The following is an 18223-nucleotide window of genomic DNA, read 5'->3' as shown; positions in this document are numbered from 1 at the left end:
TCCTTATCCGCCATTAGACAAATGACAGACGATAGCGTGAACGAATAAGGAACAATCTAGCAACTAATCCAGTCAAGTCAAGCAATGGCGCCATTCTGGACCGGATAGAACGGCACATGCGCGCCTGACTTCACTCCTGCACAATTTTCCGGTCGCTCGATCAGCCCGTCGGCGCGTGTCAGGTTCAGCAATGCACTGCTGTCCTGTTCTGCCAGCGGCATGGCACCAAGGTCAGTCAATCGCGCCCTGATGAACTCGCGACGGCTGCCGGTTGCCGGCAGATCGACCGTCGTCTGCAACAACAACGGCCGGGGCAGGGGTGATGCCGAACCGAGCAATGCGCGCATGGCGGGCAAGACGAAGAGATAAGCGGTCACGAAGCTGGATACCGGGTTGCCCGGCAAGCCGATGATCACGCAGCCTTCCTTGCGCGCGGCCATGAGCGGCTTGCCCGGCTTGATCGCCACCCGCCAGAATTTCGTGGCGGCGCCCCAGGCCTCAAGCGCCGGTCCGACCAGATCGTGATCGCCTACGGATGCTCCCCCGCTCGTCACCAGAAGATCGCAATCCTGCACCTCGTCCAACGCTGCGGCGAGGCTTTCATGGTCATCGCGAACGGGTCCGATCCGGCGAATTTCGCATGGGAGGTGCGACAGCAGCGCGGCCAGCATCAGCCCGTTGCTCGAAGGTATCTGATATGCGCTGCAGCTTTCGGGATCGGAGGACAGTTCATCGCCGGACTCAAGGATGGCGACGATGGGGCGGCGGCGAACGGGTAATTGCGAATGCCCCGCCATGGCCGCCAGAGCGATCGCGGCCGGCGTGACCGCTGCGCCGGAACGAAGTACCGTATCGCCGGCTGCAAAATCGAAACCGGCGCGCCGTATATGGCGTCCCGCGGCAGGTGCGTCACGCAGGATAGACAGGGCGGTGCCCTCCTGCGCCGCGCTTTCCTTGATCAGGATCCGGTCGGCACCATCAGGGACCGCCGCGCCGGTGGAAATCCGAACAGCTTCGCCCGAAGCGAGAGCGCCGGCATAAGGTGCGCCTGCCCTGCTGCTGCCGACGATCCTCCAGGGCCCGCCGCCCTCGACTGCGAAACCATCCATCGCCGAAAGATCGCTCGCCGGCTGAGAGCGCCGCGCGCGGAGATCGGCCGCGAGAAAGTGGCCGAGGCATTCTGAAAGGGGCATGGCCCGGCACGGCAGGGGTGTGACCAGATCCAGCAGCCGCGATTGCGCGTCCTGAAGCGGGAGCAGCGTCACGCCGCTTCCCAGTCGCCCGACTTGCCGCCCGATTTCTCCAGCAGCCGTACGTTCTGGATCACCATGCCCTTGTCAAGCGCTTTACCCATGTCATAAATTGTCAACAACGCCACGGAAGCCGCTGTAATCGCCTCCATTTCCACGCCGGTCTTGCCGGTCAGGGTCACCGTTGCGACTACCGATATGGATGATGTCTGCTGGTAAAATTCCACTTCAACGGAGGACAATGCCAAGGGATGACAAAGCGGAATGAGCTCGGATGTTTTCTTCGCCGCCATGATGCCGGCAATGCGCGCCGTGCCCAGAACGTCACCTTTGGGTGCGTTGCCCTGCCTGATGGCCAGGGATGCTTCGGCGCTCATGTGTATCTCACCGCCTGCGCGCGCGGTGCGAAGCGTGTCGGATTTACCCGCCACATCGACCATCCGTGCTTCGCCGGCCTCGTTCAGATGGGTGAGGCCGGTCACTTCCAATCCAGCAGATTACGGGTGGCGTCCTCGACGTCGTCGCGGCGCATCAGTGTTTCGCCGACAAGGAAATTGCGGATCCCGGCGTCGGCGAGCCTCGCGACATCGCCGCTGCCGGCAATGCCGCTTTCAGCGATAATCAGCCGATCGCCAGGCACGAGAGGAGCGATCCTCAAGGTAGTCGCAAGGTCCGTCTGGAAGCTTTTGAGATCACGATTATTTATGCCAATCAGACGGCTCTGCAACCGGAGCGCACGTTCCAGTTCAGCTTCATCGTGAATCTCGATAAGGACATCCATGCCGAGATCCGATGCAGCCTGTTCCATGTCGCCCAACTGGCTATTGTCCAGCGCAGCGACAATCAGCAATATGGCATCTGCTCCCATCGCTCGTGCTTCCGCAACCTGCCAGGGATCGACCATGAAATCCTTTCGCAGGACCGGAAGGGTGCAGGCATTGCGGGCTGCGACCAGATAGTCGCGATGTCCCTGGAAATAATCCCGATCCGTCAGAACCGAGAGGCACGCCGCTCCTCCGGCCTGATAGGCGCGAGCGTGATCGGCGGGTGCAAAATCCTTCCGGATCAAACCCTTGGAAGGAGAAGCTTTCTTGATCTCTGCGATCAGGCCAAGGCCGGCCCGGCTGGCAACCTGCAACGCCTTCGCAAAACCGCGAGGGGCGGTCTGCATGGCGATCTGCCGTCGCGATTCGCTTTCCGAGACCTTCAGCCTGGCTTCGCGAACCTCGTTCCGCTTGGTGGCGCAGATTTCTTCCAGTCTGTTCATCGGGCCAAGGCAATCCATTGGGTGAGTTTCGTCAGCGCCGCACCGCTGTCCAGCGCCTCGGCAGCGATGGCCGCGCCTTCGGCATAGGTATCGCTTCGGCCCGCGACCATCAGGGCAGCCGAGGCATTCAGCAGCACAGCGTCGCGATAGGCGCCGCCGGCCCCGTCGAGCAAGGCCTTGAGCGCACGTGCGTTATAGGCGGCATCTTCGCCCCGGATCGCCTCCATCGGCGCAGTCTGCAAACCCGCCTCGCCCGGATGCACGCGCTGCATCACGAAGCTGTTACCGCGAATTTCGGCAGTTTCGCTGCCTCCGGCGAGCGACAGCTCGTCCAGCCCCTCGTCACCGGAAACGATCTTGGAATAACCCGTGCCGAGCCTCGCCATCGCGCCCGCGAAGATCGGCACATAGGCAGGGCGTGCGATGCCGATTAGCTGGTTACGGACTCGCGCCGGATTGGATAGCGGGCCCATGAGATTGAAAATGGTCCGCCGGCCCAGGCGCTGCCTGATAGGCTGTATTCGCCGCATGGCAGGGTGGTGATTGGCCGCGAAAAGGAAGCAGATGCCGATCTCGTTCAGCGTCCGCTCCGCCGTGCGCCCGGCAGCATCCATGTCGAGGCCGACCTGCTCCAGCGTGTCGGCCGCGCCTGCCTTGGATGAAGCAGCGCGATTGCCGTGTTTCGCCACCGGCACGCCGCACGCTGCCACGACCAGGCTGACCGCCGTGGACACGTTCAGCGTATGATGACCGTCGCCGCCGGTTCCGCACACGTCGATCGCATCGGCCGGTGCCTCGATCGGCAGGAGCCTTGCCCGCAGGGCACGCGCAGCACCCGCAATTTCGTCCGCTGTCTCTCCGCGATCGGAAAGGTCGGTGAGGAAGCTGGCGATTGACTCGTCCGCAACTTGCCCGTCCAGGATGGCGCCGAAGACCCCCTCGGCTTCTGCTTCGCCGAGCGGCAAGGCGGCGGACGGCAATCGCTTCATGGCAATTCTTCCGGCTCGATACCGCACATTTGCAGAAAGTTGGCGAGGAGGGCATGCCCGTGTTCGGTCGCTATGCTTTCCGGGTGGAACTGCACGCCGTGGATCGGCAGGGACACGTGGCGCAGCCCCATGACGAGCGCATCGTCGGCCGTGGCGTTGACCCTGAGGCTCTCCGGCAGATCGCGCACGACGAGGCTGTGATAACGGGTGGCGGTGAACGGCGCGGGGATCCCGGCGAATATTCCGCTCCCGTCATGTTCGACCGCGGATGTCTTGCCATGCATCAGCCCGCCGCGCTCGACCTTGCCGCCGAAATGTTGGCCGATCGCCTGATGGCCCAGGCAGACGCCCAGCAGCGGACGTTCGGCATCGGCGCAGGCTGCCACCAGATCGAGGCTGATGCCTGCATCATCGGGAGTGCAGGGACCGGGGGAGATGAGGATGCCCCTTGCACTGCTGGCGATGGCTTCGGATGCGGTGATCGCGTCATTACGCTCCACGCGCACATCCGCGCCGAGTTCCATCAGATAATGGACCAGGTTGAAGGTAAAGCTGTCGTAATTGTCGATGACGAGTATCACGGCGCGGCTCTTGCCCGTTTTCTCACCACGATCAAGGGGCCGAGCGGTGCGAGCCCGTCCATTCGCCCGGCAGCAGGATCCCACAGCGCGGAAACGCTGCCGTCGAGATACAGCGCGTTCTGGACTTTCAGCTCGTCCCGATAATAGCGGGCGAGCTTGCCGAAACTGAGCGGGGCGCGCGACATGACGAAATGTGCGCGCCCTTCCGAATCCACGCCCACGGCATTGCGGACATAGCGCGAGGGGCCGTCCTGCGTGATCTCGGGATGCAATTCGCCCCCGATCACCAGCATGGGGCCGGACTGGGTGCCGAATTCCGGCCGATCGGCCACGTTGCTATAGAAATCATCTGCGGTACGGACGTTCCATTTGCCATTGCTGCCGTAGAAGACGCCGTTTGGCAGGAGGTGGAAATTCCCACCCCCCTGCGCGCGGTTAAGCTCGACGAGCCGGTCGGAATCCTCGACGTAATAGCCGATGGGCTGGCCTTCCTCATCGAACATCCCGCCATTGACGGCGAATGCTACGCTCTCTGTATCCCCGAGTGCTTTTTCCAGCGCGGCGAAACTGCGGTAGGGCCTGATCCCGCCATCGCCCTTCGCGCCGAGCACCATCTCGACGCTATGTTCGGCAGGATCGGCGACGCAGTGGATGAGCGCGATATCCTCGAACACCGCATCCCTGCAGGCCGAACTCTCGCCCGTATTCTCCGCCGCCGCCACAGCGGGTTCGGGTTGCTCGGCTATGCCGCTGCCGATCTCGGTCCGCAACACGGGTTGCCCTTCGGGAGCAGCGTCGCAAGCGGTCAGTGCGAACAGGCAGGCGAGGATGAGGCAGGGCGATCTCATCGCCTGCTTCCGGCCAGGCGGGCCGCTTCGCGCGCGGCGGCGAATAATGCCCCGGCCTTTGCCTCGCATTCGCGCTGTTCGTAAGCGGCGTCGCTGTCGGCCACGATACCGGCGCCGGCCTGCACATGCATGGTCCCGTCCTTCACCACGGCGGTACGCAGAACGATGCAGCTGTCCACCGACCCGTCCGGCGCGAAATAGCCGACACCGCCGGCATAGGCACCGCGCGCTTCGGGTTCGAGTTCCGCGATGATCTGGCACGCGCGCACCTTTGGCGCACCGCTGACGGTGCCGGCAGGGAATCCGGCAAACAGGGCATCTATGGCATCGTGGTCTTCGGCAAGCCGTCCGACGACATTGCTGACGATGTGCATGACGTGGCTGTAACGTTCTACGCCGAAACTGCTGGTCACACGCACGCTGCCCCGTTCCGTGACCCGGCCCACATCGTTGCGCCCCAGATCCAGCAGCATCAGATGTTCCGCCCGTTCCTTGGCATCGGCGAGCAAATCCCGTTCCGCCGCCTGATCGAGCGCATCGTCCGCCCCGCGCGGACGGGTGCCGGCAATCGGCCTGATCGTCACCTCCCCATCGCGGACCCTGACGAGGATTTCCGGGCTCGACCCCACGACCGCGAAGCCGGGCAGGTCGAGGAAATACAGGAATGGCGAGGGATTGATCCGGCGCAGTGCCCGATACAGATCGATCGGCGGCAGAGGGAAGGGGCAGGTGAAACGCTGCGCCAGAACCACCTGAAAAATGTCGCCCGCCTCGATATAGTCCTTCGCCCTTGCGACCATGGCGGCGTAATCCGCTTCGGCCATCGTGCGCTGCGCCGCCATATCAGGCACATCCGCCCGCACGGTACCGGGCGGCATGGCCTGGGCGAGTTTCTCCAGCGCTGCATCGATGCGCGCGGCGGCATCGTGCAAACGCGCATCGGTCGGCGCAGCACCGGGCCAGAGCGGCGCGATGCAGAACAATTCATCGGAAAGGCCGTCGAATATCAGGATGAGCGTGGGCCTGACGAACAGCATGTCGGGCAGGTCCAGCGGCCCGGCCGGTGCGCGCTCCAGCTTCTCGACCAACCCGATGGTCTCATAACCGAAATAGCCGACGAGGCAGGCGAGGGCGGGCGGCAGTCCCTTCGGCACGTCGATGCGGCATGCGGCGGCAAGCGCACGCAGGCTGGTCAGCGAATCGCTTTCGGCCGCCTGGAATGCGTCACGATCGCTGCGCCAGGCGCGGTTTATCTCCGCCTGCTCGCCACCTGCGCGAAACACCAGATCGGGATCGAGGCCGAGCAGGCTGTAGCGACCGCGAACTTCCCCGCCTTCAACCGATTCCAGCAGGAAATCGCCGCGCCCTTCCTCGATCAGCTTGCATGCAGCGCCCACAGGGGTCTGCGTGTCACATATGACCCGGCGCCAGACCAGCGCGGGCGAGCCGCGGGCAAGTGCGTCATGTGCGGCGGTTGCGCCCTCGATCTCCGGTTCGCTCTCCATCGATCAATTCGTAGTGCCGACCAGTTGCCGGCGGACGGCCTCGATCGCTTCGGCATTGCGTCCGACGCCGAGTTCGGCGCGCATCGATGCGACCAGCTGCCGGGCGTATTCCTCACCAGCGCGCTGGCCAAGCTGCTGACGCGCGCTGGCAATGAAGGGATCATTGGCGTCGATTTCACCAGGAACGATGTCGGCAAGATCGACTACGAACCAGCCGACATTGCCGGGGCCTTCCAGTTTCTTGGTCGTGCCTTCCGCCATGCTGAACATCAGGGCCAGGGGCGCCGGGACCTGCTGCTGGCGGGCCGCGAGTTCCTGCCGCGAAAGATCGACCGTTTCAGGTGCGGGCAGGCTGACATCCTCGGCCCGCATCGCGGCGGCAAGCGTCTCGCCGGCGCGCACGCGTGCCAGGATACGGTCCGCAGCCTTGCGCGCCGCAGCAAGGCCCCGCGCCAACCGCCACTCCGCGACGACCTGCTCGCGAATTTCGCCGAGCGGTGCCGCGGCGGAACCGGTGATCCTTGCCACATCGAACAACACGAAAGCTTCGCCCGGAACGACTTCGGCCACCTGCGGCTCGCCCTCCTCCATCTGGAAAGCGGTGGGCAGGACAGGACCGAGAATTTCCGGAGCGGTTTCACCCTGCTGTCCATATACCTGTCCGGCTGCGGTCAGCGCGCGGGTGGTCCGGATCTGCAGGCCGAGCTCACGCGCGACATCGGCCAGCGCCTCGCCATCGTCGAGGCTGTCCTGGGCATCCACCGCCAGATCCGCCAGAGCGTTCCGGCGCTTCGCAAGGCGCAGTTCCTCGGCAATCTCGCCGCGCACCTGGGCCAGGCTGCGCGCCGGAGTGCGGTTGACGCTGTCCACGCGCATGACATACCAGCCAAGCGAGCCGCGCTGCGGAACCGCGACGGAACCACGAGGGGCGGCAAAAAGCGCCTCGGCTACAGCGGCGCTCGTCGACGATGCCAGTTGCTGGCGGCTGCGCGGCTCGATTTCGGCGACGCTCAGGCCCGCCTCCTGTGCTGCCTGCTCCAGCGACCCGCCGGCCTGCACCCGCTGGCGGATGGCCTGTGCGGCCTGCTGCGTCGGCACGATCAACTGGCTGAAACCGCGCGTCTCGCTGGCGGTATATTGCGCCTGGTTCTCACGATAGCGGGCGGCGATCTCGGCATCGGTGGGTTCGGCCCGGCCGCCAAGGCTCGCCGCGTCCAGCGTAGCATAGCGGATCACGCGCCGTTCGGGGCGGATGTAATTGCCGCGATTGGCGATGTAATAGGACTGCAATTGCGCCGCGGTGGGTGTACCATCCGGCGCGAAGGCGGTGCTGGGGATAAAGCCGATGGTCCCCTCGCGGCTCTCCCGCTGCAGCGCGGCATAGCGGGCTACCATCTTGTTCGGCAGCCGCGCCCCAAATGTGGCAGGGATCAGGACCTGCTGGGCCAAGATGTCGGATGCAAGATCCCTCCGGACCGTGGCTTCGCTCAAACCGCGCTGCGCCAGAAAGCCGCGGAACGCATCTTCGCTGAAATTGCCATCCGGTCCGCGAAACGCGGCGATGCCCAGAATTTCGCTGTTCACGAGGTTTTCGCCCGCCCGCAGTCCGTAGTTGCGGCCATAGCCGGCGATGGCCGCACGGTCGATCATCTGCGACAGGATCCGGTCTAGGCCGCCCTGTTCGGCGAATGCCTGCATGGACAATGTGGGATCATCCTGCCGCAGGCTGTCCACCGCATTGTTGGCATCGCGCACCAGATCGGCCGTCCCGATCTTTTCATCGCCGACGACGGCGACCCGGTTGCCGCCCGAAACCCCGCCGAACGTGGCGCTCGACGATACGTCCATGCTGGCAAAGGCGACGGCGATCAGGGCCAGGAAGGCCATGGTCACCACGATGCCGATCTTCGACTGGAAGAACCTGCGGAATGTCGTAAGCATAGAAGAGAGTGACCCGTATCGGTTTTTTGCAGATGGTAAACGGCGGCGGAGCGACCCTGACGAGGCTGGCTCCAATTGTTGGCAGGTGGCGCTTTATCCCGCATGCGTCGCTGCCGCAACAGGTGGACAAGTCTTTTGACCCGAACCCGAAGGTGGGCTAGCGGAGCGTGCCAGACGGCCCATATGGGCCAGCAGAAGATACATCTTTAACAGCAGGAACAAGACACATGGCCGCACGGCCCTATATCGTTGGCAATTGGAAGATGAACGGGACGCGCGCCATGCTTTCCGAAGCGCGCGCGATTGACCGGGCCTCGCAGCGCCTGATGAAGGTGGAGGTCGCGATCGCGCCGCCTTACACCCTGATCCACGCGGTACACCGCGAAGCGACGCAGATCGGCGTCGGTGCGCAGGATTGTCATGCTGAAGAAGAGGGCGCGAATACCGGCGACATCTCTGCAGCGATGGTTGCGGATGCAGGTGCCAAATTCGTGATCCTAGGCCATAGCGAAAGGCGCAAGGACCATGGCGAGAGCGACGCGCTGATCAGGCGGAAGGCGGAAGCAGCGGTCGCAACCCAGCTCAAGATCATTCTCTGCTGCGGCGAAACCGAAGACGTGCGGAATGCCGGAAACGCCGTCGATCACGTGCTTGCCCAGCTTTCCGCGTCCCTGCCCGAAAATGTCGAGGAAGCCGGAGAGCGGCTGAATATCGCCTATGAACCGGTATGGGCCATCGGCACCGGACACACCCCGTCGACGGCGGATATCGCCGAGATGCATGGTGCCATTCGCCGGCTGATGATCGACCGCTTCGGACCGGAAGATGGCGCGGCAGTGCGTATCCTTTATGGCGGTTCGGTAAAGCCCGAGAATGCGCGCGAACTGCTGGCGGTGGACGAGGTTGGCGGCGCATTGGTCGGCGGTGCCAGTCTGACGGCGGAAACCTTCCTCGGCATCGTCATCGCCGCCAATGAAGTGCAGGAACAGTAAGTACCCCTTGATTCCGCCAACGGGGAGGGCGGCCTTGCCCTCTTCATGCCGGCGGACTAGACGCGGCCCGAAGCCAAGCGAGAGATTACCCGAACCATGTCGATCTTCCTTTTCCTCACCGTGGTGCAGGCCATCGTAGCAGCAGCGCTTGTCGGCGTGATCCTGATGCAGCGATCCGAAGGCGGTGGCCTGGGGATCGGCGGCAGCCCCAGCGGTATGATGAGCGCGCGCGGTGCGGCGGATTTCCTGACCAAGACGACGAAGATCCTGGCGATCCTGTTCGTCGTGCTCTCCATCGTGCTGGCAGCGGTGGCGGTGGAAACCAGCAGCACCGGCACCATCGAATCGACGATCGACCGAAGCGTGACACCGGCGCAGAACGATCCGCTCGCACCTTTGGCGGGTGACGGTCTCGACGGTGATCCGCCGGTCAGCCCGGTTCCGGATTCGAATGACGATCCGCTTTCTGGTGCAACCCGCTGACAGGCGTTTCAGATCGCAAGATGGTTTGCAGGCGCTGATCTGCCTGCATTTGCCGTGTCCACATTTGCGCCGCCCATTCCGGCCGGTGAAATCGGCAAGACTGTGCTTGCCCCGACTCCAATCAGACGCTTAAGGCCCAACTCCCATGGCGCGGTATATTTTCATCACCGGCGGCGTGGTTTCCTCGCTCGGCAAAGGTCTTATGGCAGCGAGCCTCGCGGCGCTGCTGCAGGCACGTGGTTTCAAGGTGCGGATTCGCAAGTTCGACCCGTATCTGAACGTCGATCCGGGTACGATGAGCCCCTATCAGCATGGCGAAGTCTATGTGACCGACGACGGGGCCGAAACCGATCTCGATCTCGGCCATTACGAACGTTTCACCGGCGTCTCGGCACGGCAGAGCGACAATATCACGTCCGGCCGCATCTATCAGGACATCATCGCCAAGGAACGCCGGGGCGACTACCTTGGTGCGACCGTGCAGGTGATTCCGCATGTCACCGACGAGATCAAGAATTTCGCGATCGACGATGATGAGGATCACGATTTCATCCTTTGTGAGATCGGCGGGACGGTCGGCGATATCGAAGGTCTGCCGTTCATCGAGGCCATTCGCCAGATCCGCAACGATCTCGGGCGCGACCGGACCGCGTTGATCCACGTTACGCTGGTGCCGTTCATTTCCGCTGCCGGCGAATTGAAGACCAAGCCGACGCAGCATTCGGTGCGCGAACTGACCAGCCTTGGCGTGCAGCCCGACATGCTGCTGTGCCGCTGCGAACAGCCGCTGCCGGAAACCGAACGTGCCAAGATCGCGCTGTTCTGCAATGTCCGGAAAGAGGCGGTGATCCCGGCGCTCGACGCGAAGAGCATCTATTCCGTTCCGCTGCAATATCATCGCGAAGGTCTCGACGCCGAGATCCTGCGCCACTTTGACATGAGTGCGCCCGCGCCCGATCTGTCCCGCTGGGAGGATATCGAGGATCGCCACGACAATCCCGAAGGCGAGGTGACCATCGGCGTCGTGGGCAAATATATCGGTTTGCAGGATGCCTATAAATCGCTGAACGAGGCGCTGATCCACGGCGGCATGGCGAACCGGGTGAAGGTTCGCATCCGCTGGCTGGACGCCGAATTGTTCGAGAAGAGCGACGATGAACTGGTCGCACGACTCGAACCCCTGCACGGTATTCTGGTGCCGGGCGGTTTTGGCGAGCGCGGCTCGGAAGGCAAGATCGCTTCGGTTCGCTTCGCCAGGGAACGGGGGGTGCCATTCTTCGGTATCTGCCTTGGCATGCAGATGGCCTGTGTGGAGGCTGCGCGCAGCGCGGGTCATGGTTCCGCTTCATCGTCGGAATTCGGCGGTGGCGGTGAACCGGTCGTCGGCATCATTACCGAATGGATGAGCGCCGAAGGCCTGCAAAAACGTGAAGAAGGAGGCGATCTCGGCGGCACGATGCGGCTCGGATCCTATGACGCCACTCTGGTCGAGGGCAGCAGGATTTCGGAGATTTACGGCGGATCGGCAGTCATTTCGGAACGGCACCGTCATCGTTACGAGGTGAATGCGAAATATGGCGATGCCATGGCGAGAGCCGGCTTGGTGTTTTCGGGGATGTCGCCCGACGGTCTTCTTCCGGAAATCGTCGAGAGACCGGATCATCCCTGGTTTGTCGGCGTGCAGTTTCACCCGGAATACAAGAGCAAACCATTCGAACCGCACCCGTTATTTGCAGGTTTCGTTGCCGCAGCGGTCCATCAGTCACGCCTGGTCTGAGCGGCCGGTTCCATCAGGGCTGCCGCAAATGGCTGAGCAACACCGCACCCGCATAAGGGGCCTGCTTTGAAATATTGCATCAGCTATCTTTATCTTTTGATAGATTCGCGATATCGCATCTGATGGAACGATGTTGAACGGTGACGATCAGAAAAGATCGATCGACCGGTCAATGTCGGCGGATGCGACAGTTTCGGATGTGATCGTCTCCTGCGACCCGGACGATCATATTCGGACAAGCGGCGCCTCGCGTCGCGGGGGTGGACCTGGTCTGCCCCCGAATTGTTTAAGCGTCGTTGATTTTCGCTGCATTTTTCCGGATTTCCCATGGTTTCGTCGCGCTTGCGTCAGTTCAGCTTTTCCATGACGCCGAAACGATTCACCCGCTCGGCTATTGATGAGGTAATGCAATCGCGCCGGTGCGGCGCATGAGAGGTACCAATGACGGCGAAGAAGATCGACATCTACACGAAGATGGGCTGCGGCTATTGCGCGCGGGCCAAGCGCCTGCTGGACGACAAGGGCGTGGAATATGATGAATTCGACATTACGATGGGCGGGCCGAAGCGGGACGAGATGACGAGCCGCGCGCCGAATGCCCGTACCGTGCCGCAGATCTTCATCGGCGATAATCATGTCGGTGGCTCCGACGATCTCATGGCGCTTGAACGGAACGGCAAGCTCGACACGCTGCTGCAGGGCTGACGAAGCGAATGCCCCGCATCGCGCTTCTGCAGATGACCAGCGGCATCGAGCCGCAGTCCAACGCCGATATGATCGTATCCGGCATCGTATCGGCGGCTGCAGGCGGCGCGAAGATGCTGTTCACTCCCGAGATGTCGGGGCTGCTCGATCAGGACAGGCAGCGTGCGGCACGGTCAATTTTCCTTCCGCAGGAGGATCCCGTGCTGCACGCGACGCGCCGGGCGGCGCGCCAGGCGGGCATATGGGTGGCGCTGGGGTCGCTTGCGGTCGCCAGCGCAGAAGGCAGGCGCGCCAACCGCACATTCGTCATCGACCCTGAAGGCGAGATCGTCTGCACCTATGACAAGATACACATGTTCGACGTCGCCCTTGGCCAGGGGGATGATTGGCGTGAATCGGCGGCCTATGCACCGGGCGACAGGGTCGTCACCCTCCGGACTCCGATCGGATTGCTGGGCCTGAGCATCTGCTATGACATCCGCTTCCCGGCACTTTACGATGCCCTTGGCCGCGCAGGCTGTGACGCGATCGCGATACCGGCCGCTTTTACCGTGCCCACGGGCCGCGATCACTGGCATGTCCTGCAACGCGCCCGCGCCATTGAAAACAGCGCGTTTGTAATTTCGGCGGCGCAGGTGGGTGAACATGAGGACGGGCGGCACACCTATGGCCATTCGCTGGTGATCGACCCTTGGGGGCGCGTGCTTCTGGACATGGGCGGCACCGATGCGGGGATCGGTTACGCAGAGATCGACCTGACGCTGGTGGAAGAGATCCGCCGCAAGCTGCCGAGCCTTGCAAACAGGCGCGATCTGGCGAATTGAGCGGCCATGATCGTATTCGACCTCATCTGCCCGGCAGGCCACGCATTCGAAGGCTGGTTTGCATCGTCGGCCAGCTTTTCGCAGCAACGCGAGCAGGGGCTGGTTGCCTGCCCGAATTGCGGAGATACCGGCATCGCCAAGGCACCGATGGCTCCTTTCGTCGGCGCGAAAGGTAACAGGAACCTGCCTCCTGCCAAGCAGCGTCGCGACACGCGAAGAGGCCTTCCGATGGCCGGTGGCAGGGAAGCTCCTGATCTCGCCAAGGCCATGCAGGCGGCGGCCCAGGCGCAGGCAAGGGCGCTGGAGGGCAGCACCTGGGTGGGCGACGCGTTCGCCGAAAAATCTCGTGCGATACATTATGGCGAATCATCCGAATCATCTTACAGCACACCGATTCACGGCCGTGCGACAGCAGAAGATGCACGAGCGCTGCTGGATGAAGGGATCGCCGTCGCGCCACTGCCGTTCCCGATTACCCCGCCTGACGAACTCAACTGATTGCCAGAAGGTTTGTAAATTCGTAAGCGGCTCTGCGGAGCGCCCGTAGCTCAGTCGGATAGAGCACCAGATTCCTAATCTGGGGGCCACAGGTTCAAATCCTGTCGGGCGCACCATTTCCTGATCGCCACGAATACCTGGATGGAGCGTTCGACGGCCTGAACAGCTTTTGGACGCACGAGGGTTACGCAAAGTTACCTACCGGTCATACAGCAGTCGGGAAGGAGAAGCGAGATACGGGACCACCGGCGCCTTCTGCCCCCCGCTGGCCGCCCGTGCAAACGATCTGCGTCGTTCTCCTGCGATTGCACAGCCGCTTGACTGGTTTGCCTCACCGCTAGCTGGATCAGTCAAGCGGCACCCTTGCTCCATCACCACTTTATCTACTTGCCAACTTATCCGGCCCGCCACGCTGTCGCGAGGCGGGCCGGTTCTCCTCCCCAGGAGATCTTGTGGTTGCGTGCCGGAAGCCTGCCCGGATCTCGTCCGGCTGCAAGCTGGCTTACTCGGCTGCGAACTGGTTCATGGTGTTGTCCTTGCCGCCTGCCTTCAGCGCCGCTTCGCCTGCGAAATATTCCTTGTGATCATCGCCGAGGTCCGATCCGGCCATGTTCTGATGCTTGACGCAGGCGATGCCCTGCCGGATTTCCTCACGCTGCACGTTCTTGACATAGCCGAGCATGGCCTGGTCGCCGAAATATTCCTTTGCCAGATTGTCGGTGCTCAGCGCCGCGGTGTGATAGGTCGGCAAGGTAATGAGGTGATGGAAAATGCCGGCGCGATTGGCGGCGTCGGCCTGGAAGGTCCGAATGCGCTCGTCGGCCTCCTTCGCCAGATCGCTGCCGTCGTAATCGACGCTCATCAGGCGGTCGCGATCGAAAGAGGACAGATCCTTTCCTTCCTTCTCCCACGCGTCGTAAACTTGCTGACGGAAGTTGAGCGTCCAGTTGAAGCTGGGCGAATTGTTGTAGACCAGCTTGGCACTCGGAACCGTTTCGCGGATGCGATCGACCATTTCGGCAATCTGTTCGACATGCGGCTTTTCGGTTTCGATCCAAAGAAGATCGGCGCCGTTCTGAAGGGCGACAATGCAATCGAGAACGCAGCGATCCTCGCCCGTGCCGGGGCGGAACTGGAACAGGTTGGAAGGCAGCCGCCTGGGCTTCATCAGCTTGCCATCTCGCGTGATGAGCACTTCGCCATGATCGATATCGGCGGGATCGACCTCCTCGCAATCGAGAAAGCTGTTGTACTGGTCGCCGATGTCGCCCTTCTCATGCGTGACGGCGATCTGCTTCGTCAATCCTGCACCGAGTGAATCCGTGCGGGCGACGATCACGCCATCATCGACGCCGAGTTCCATGAAGGCATAGCGAACGGCACGGATCTTCGCGAGGAAGTCCTCATGCGGCACCGTGACCTTGCCGTCCTGATGTCCGCACTGCTTCTCATCCGACACCTGGTTTTCGATCTGGATGCAGCAGGCGCCTGCCTCGATCATTTTCTTTGAAAGCAGGTAAGTTGCCTCGGCATTCCCGAAGCCGGCATCGATATCGGCAATGATCGGCACGACATGCGTCTGATGATTGTCGATGGCGTTGCGAATCTCCTGCGCCCTGACATCGTTGCCAGCTTCCATCGCATCGTCCAACTGGCGGAACAATCCGCCGAGTTCACGCGCATCGGCCTGGCGAAGAAAGGTGTAGAGTTCCTCGATCAGGCCGGGAACGGTGGTCTTCTCATGCATCGACTGATCGGGAAGCGGCCCGAAATCGCTGCGCAAGGCGGCGACCATCCAGCCCGAAAGGTAAAGATAGCGGCCCTTGGTGTCGCCAAAATGCTTCTTGATCGAGATCATCTTCTGCTGACCGATGAACCCGTGCCAGCAGCCGAGCGACTGCGTGTAATTTTTCGTATCGCCATCATAGGCTGCCATGTCGTCACGCATGATCTTCGCCGTATACCGCGCAATGTCGAGGCCGGTTCGAAAGCGGTTCTGCAGCCGCATGCGCGCAACATTCTCCGCTTCGATGCCCTTGAGTGTCAGATCGGATTGATCGAAGTCCTGCCGCGTCTGTTCGATAGTCTGCTGATAGCTCATGCGTCATTCCCGTTTGGTCCGCATCTGGCGGATGTGATCTGCTGGCTCCTGTATGCTGGCCGGGCATCCATCTGGCGAGTGCCGCCGAAGTGCATTTGTCCAATGTGACAAAAACCGCTTGTGCAATTGTCCATTTACGACAAGGTGCCGGAATGGCGCAGTCGAACCCGCTCTTTCTCGGACCGCGGATCCGCAGGCTCCGTCGCGAGCTCGGCCTTACACAGATGGAGATGGCGGCTGATCTCGGCGTCTCTGGCAGCTATGTCGCCTTGCTGGAACGCAACCAGCGCCCCGTCACGGCGGACATGTTGCTGAAGCTGGCCCGCACCTATCGTCTCGATGTCACGGAACTGGGAGCGGAGGACAGTGCCGCCTATTCGGCGCGTGTTTCGGAAGCGCTACGCGATCCTATCTTCGCGGATCTCGAGGTTCCGTCACTGGAAGTCGCCGATCTCGCCACCAGCTTCCCATCCGTGAGCGAGGCATTTCTGCGCCTCCATGGCGCCTATACGCGCGAACAGCGCAGCCTTGCGGAACAGCGCCTCGCGCCCGGCGGCACTACCGACGACGACCCGGTAGAAGCCACGAGGCGCTTCCTGGCGGGCCATGACAATCACTTTCCCATATTGGAGGCGAAGGCTTCGGCACTCGCTGAAACCATCAGGGAGAAGGGCGGGGCGGCGGAATGGCTGCGCGGTGAGGCAGGCGTGCGGGTCCGTTTTCTGCCTGCCGATGTGATGATGGCCACGGTCCGGCGCTATGACCGGCACAATGAGCAATTGCTGATCGAGGATACGCAGGATGCTGCCGGGCGCCAATTCCAGATTGCCCTGCACATCGCCTATACTTCGATGCGGCGCGAAATCGAAACCATCATGAGAGATGCCGAGGTCGAAAACCCGACGGCTCTGGATCTGATAAGGCGAGCGCTGGCTTCCTATGCCGCTGCGGCGCTGGTGATGCCTTACGAAGCCTTCGTCGGCGCGGTGGACAGGCGCGCCTATGACATATTGGCGCTGAGCCGCGAATTCGGAACCAGTTTCGAACAGGTCGCCCACCGGCTGACCACTTTGAACCGGTCCGAGCAATCGCATGTGCCCTTCTTCTTTGTCAGGCTGGACGAGGCGGGGAACATCTCCAAACGGCTGGACGGTGCCGGCTTTCCTTTCGCAACCTATGGCGGCGGATGCCCCTTATGGACAGTGCACACCGTGTTCCGCACGCCCCAGGCGATCGTCACGCAGTGGTTGCGAATGCCTGATGGGCAGGAATTCTTTTCTATCGCCCGAAGCGTACGATCGGGCGGCGGGCGCTTCGGGGATGTGCCGGTGTCGCGCGCGGTGGCTCTGGTGTGCTCGGCCGAAGATGCGGCGAAAACCGTCTATGGGCAGGCAGCGCTGGCCGGCAGGGCGGAGGCGACGCCCGTCGGGATCGCCTGCCGCCTCTGCAATCGCGAAGCCTGCCGGGCGCGGGCCGCGCCGCCACTTGGCCGCGAGATCATGGCCGACGATTACCGCCGGGGCGCTGCGCCGTTTACCTTTGCTGACTGATCAGTCCGTGACCGGGCTTTCGATCGGCAGCGCTTCCTTGAACGTGTGGGTCACATAGGGGAAGGGGATCTCGATGCCGGCATCGTCCAGCGCCCGCTTGATCGCCCTTACGACCGCATCGCGGCTTTCATGCATGTTGCGCGGGGTGGAACCCGCCCACCAGCGCACATTGAAATCGACGGAGCTGGAGTTGAACTCCATCGCGAAGACATCGACGCCCATTTGCGTGTCGACCTGGTCGACCCCTTCGACAGCCTTGCGGATGACGGCAGCCGCCTCGTCCAGATCGGTGTCGTAGGAAACGCCCGCGACGATTTCATGGCGGCGCTTCACATCATCCGTGAAGATTTCGACCGGATTCTTGAACAGGATGGAATTGGGTACGATGGTCAGTTCGCCCGACAGCTTGCGTACATGCGTTTCGCGAAGAGTGATATATTCGACCTTTCCCTTGATGCCTTCGCATTCGATCACGTCGCCGATCCGCATCTTTTCGCGCACCATGATAAGCACGCCCGCCAGGAAATTCTCGAAAATATCCTGAAAGGCGAAGCCGATGGCCACGGCACCGATGCCGAGCCCCGCGACGAGGCTGGCCGGGGTCAATCCCGGCATCAGGATGGTCAGCGCGATCATCAGGCCAAACAGCCAGATCGCCAGCTTCACCATGGTGTCGACCAGATTGCGAAGGCTGGGTCGCAGTTTCGTGCGGCCGATGATCAGATCGGCGATACGCAGCGCGAATTTCGCAACGAACCAGGTGATGAGCACCACGGTAAGTGCGATGGCCAGATTGGGCAGCAGGGCAACCGCGCCCCGGGCCATTTCCTGAACTTCGTTTCGCAACGTGCCGATGTAATTCATGCGTTATTCGTCCTGATGATCGCCGAATTCTGCATTCCTATGGACAGC

At 62.3% G+C, this 18223-nt stretch carries 17 protein-coding genes and 1 tRNA gene; 8 read left to right on the top strand and 10 right to left on the bottom strand.

The features are described 5' to 3' along the window. Positions 1-77: 77 nt before the first annotated feature. From HG250_RS02580 to HG250_RS02545, 8 genes are read right to left on the bottom strand one after another with little or no spacing between them, the layout of a single operon-like run. Positions 78-1265 carry a molybdopterin molybdotransferase MoeA gene (locus tag HG250_RS02580; RefSeq protein WP_338103840.1) on the bottom strand — a complete coding sequence of 396 codons (1188 nt, stop codon included), beginning with the start codon at positions 1263-1265 and terminating at the stop codon, positions 78-80. After that, positions 1262-1732 (bottom strand): cyclic pyranopterin monophosphate synthase MoaC, encoded by a 471-nt coding sequence (gene moaC / locus HG250_RS02575; RefSeq protein ID WP_170002537.1) that lies wholly within the window; start codon positions 1730-1732, stop codon positions 1262-1264. The genes HG250_RS02580 and moaC overlap by 4 nt, the downstream gene beginning before the upstream one ends. Continuing rightward, on the bottom strand, positions 1729-2517 hold the full coding sequence (gene trpC / locus HG250_RS02570) for an indole-3-glycerol phosphate synthase TrpC (RefSeq protein ID WP_170002536.1): 789 nt from the start codon (positions 2515-2517) through the stop codon (positions 1729-1731). Before trpC ends, moaC begins: the two co-directional genes overlap by 4 nt. Next, positions 2514-3506, bottom strand: a complete 993-nt coding sequence (gene trpD / locus HG250_RS02565) for an anthranilate phosphoribosyltransferase (RefSeq protein ID WP_170002535.1) — start codon at positions 3504-3506, stop codon at positions 2514-2516. The genes trpC and trpD overlap by 4 nt, the downstream gene beginning before the upstream one ends. After that, positions 3503-4087, bottom strand: coding sequence for a glutamine amidotransferase-related protein (locus tag HG250_RS02560; RefSeq protein ID WP_170002534.1), 585 nt, complete (start codon positions 4085-4087; stop codon positions 3503-3505). The genes trpD and HG250_RS02560 overlap by 4 nt, the downstream gene beginning before the upstream one ends. Continuing rightward, positions 4084-4935, bottom strand: coding sequence for a phosphodiester glycosidase family protein (locus tag HG250_RS02555; RefSeq protein ID WP_170002533.1), 852 nt, complete (start codon positions 4933-4935; stop codon positions 4084-4086). The genes HG250_RS02560 and HG250_RS02555 overlap by 4 nt, the downstream gene beginning before the upstream one ends. Beyond that, a complete protein-coding gene (gene trpE / locus HG250_RS02550) occupies positions 4932-6440 on the bottom strand; it encodes an anthranilate synthase component I (RefSeq protein WP_170002532.1) in 1509 nt (502 codons plus the stop codon). The genes HG250_RS02555 and trpE overlap by 4 nt, the downstream gene beginning before the upstream one ends. A 3-nt stretch (positions 6441-6443) precedes the next feature. Beyond that, on the bottom strand, positions 6444-8381 hold the full coding sequence (locus HG250_RS02545; protein ID WP_170002531.1) for a peptidyl-prolyl cis-trans isomerase: 1938 nt from the start codon (positions 8379-8381) through the stop codon (positions 6444-6446). A 227-nt stretch (positions 8382-8608) separates the two neighbouring features. On the opposite strand from HG250_RS02545, the gene tpiA reads away from it, so the two are divergent. The 7 genes from tpiA to HG250_RS02510 all read left to right on the top strand — a co-directional run bounded on the left by tpiA (position 8609) and on the right by HG250_RS02510 (position 13776). Then, positions 8609-9373: a triose-phosphate isomerase gene (gene tpiA / locus HG250_RS02540; RefSeq protein ID WP_170002530.1), complete on the top strand. Its 765-nt coding sequence runs from the start codon at positions 8609-8611 to the stop codon at positions 9371-9373. 102 nt (positions 9374-9475) lie between these two features. Beyond that, positions 9476-9856: a preprotein translocase subunit SecG gene (gene secG, locus HG250_RS02535; RefSeq protein WP_420821304.1), complete on the top strand. Its 381-nt coding sequence runs from the start codon at positions 9476-9478 to the stop codon at positions 9854-9856. A 145-nt stretch (positions 9857-10001) separates the two neighbouring features. Further along, positions 10002-11633, top strand: coding sequence for a CTP synthase (locus tag HG250_RS02530; RefSeq protein WP_170002527.1), 1632 nt, complete (start codon positions 10002-10004; stop codon positions 11631-11633). A gap of 441 nt (positions 11634-12074) precedes the next feature. Beyond that, on the top strand, positions 12075-12338 hold the full coding sequence (gene grxC / locus HG250_RS02525) for a glutaredoxin 3 (RefSeq protein ID WP_170002526.1): 264 nt from the start codon (positions 12075-12077) through the stop codon (positions 12336-12338). Between the two features lie 8 nt (positions 12339-12346). Then, positions 12347-13162, top strand: coding sequence for a carbon-nitrogen hydrolase family protein (locus tag HG250_RS02520; RefSeq protein ID WP_170002524.1), 816 nt, complete (start codon positions 12347-12349; stop codon positions 13160-13162). Positions 13163-13168: 6 nt separating this feature from the next. Next, the gene (locus tag HG250_RS02515) at positions 13169-13660 is read left to right on the top strand and encodes a DUF1178 family protein (RefSeq protein WP_170002522.1); all 492 of its coding nucleotides are present in this window, start codon (positions 13169-13171) and stop codon (positions 13658-13660) included. 39 nt (positions 13661-13699) lie between these two features. Next, positions 13700-13776: transfer RNA gene (locus HG250_RS02510), tRNA-Arg, on the top strand. Positions 13777-14162: 386 nt separating this feature from the next. Here the strand turns inward: HG250_RS02510 and HG250_RS02505 are convergent. Beyond that, positions 14163-15761: an isocitrate lyase gene (locus HG250_RS02505; protein ID WP_170002520.1), complete on the bottom strand. Its 1599-nt coding sequence runs from the start codon at positions 15759-15761 to the stop codon at positions 14163-14165. A gap of 152 nt (positions 15762-15913) precedes the next feature. On the opposite strand from HG250_RS02505, the gene HG250_RS02500 reads away from it, so the two are divergent. Beyond that, positions 15914-17311: a helix-turn-helix domain-containing protein gene (locus tag HG250_RS02500; protein ID WP_170002518.1), complete on the top strand. Its 1398-nt coding sequence runs from the start codon at positions 15914-15916 to the stop codon at positions 17309-17311. Here the strand turns inward: HG250_RS02500 and HG250_RS02495 are convergent, their stop codons facing one another. Continuing rightward, positions 17312-18175, bottom strand: a complete 864-nt coding sequence (locus HG250_RS02495; RefSeq protein WP_170002516.1) for a mechanosensitive ion channel family protein — start codon at positions 18173-18175, stop codon at positions 17312-17314. Between the last annotated feature and the right edge of the window lie 48 nt (positions 18176-18223).

The sequence above is a fragment of the Pseudopontixanthobacter vadosimaris genome (assembly GCF_012979275.1).
GTDB lineage: Bacteria > Pseudomonadota > Alphaproteobacteria > Sphingomonadales > Sphingomonadaceae > Pseudopontixanthobacter > Pseudopontixanthobacter vadosimaris.
The sequence above is the reverse complement of the archived record's forward strand: the minus strand, read 5'-3'. Positions and strand labels throughout refer to the sequence as shown.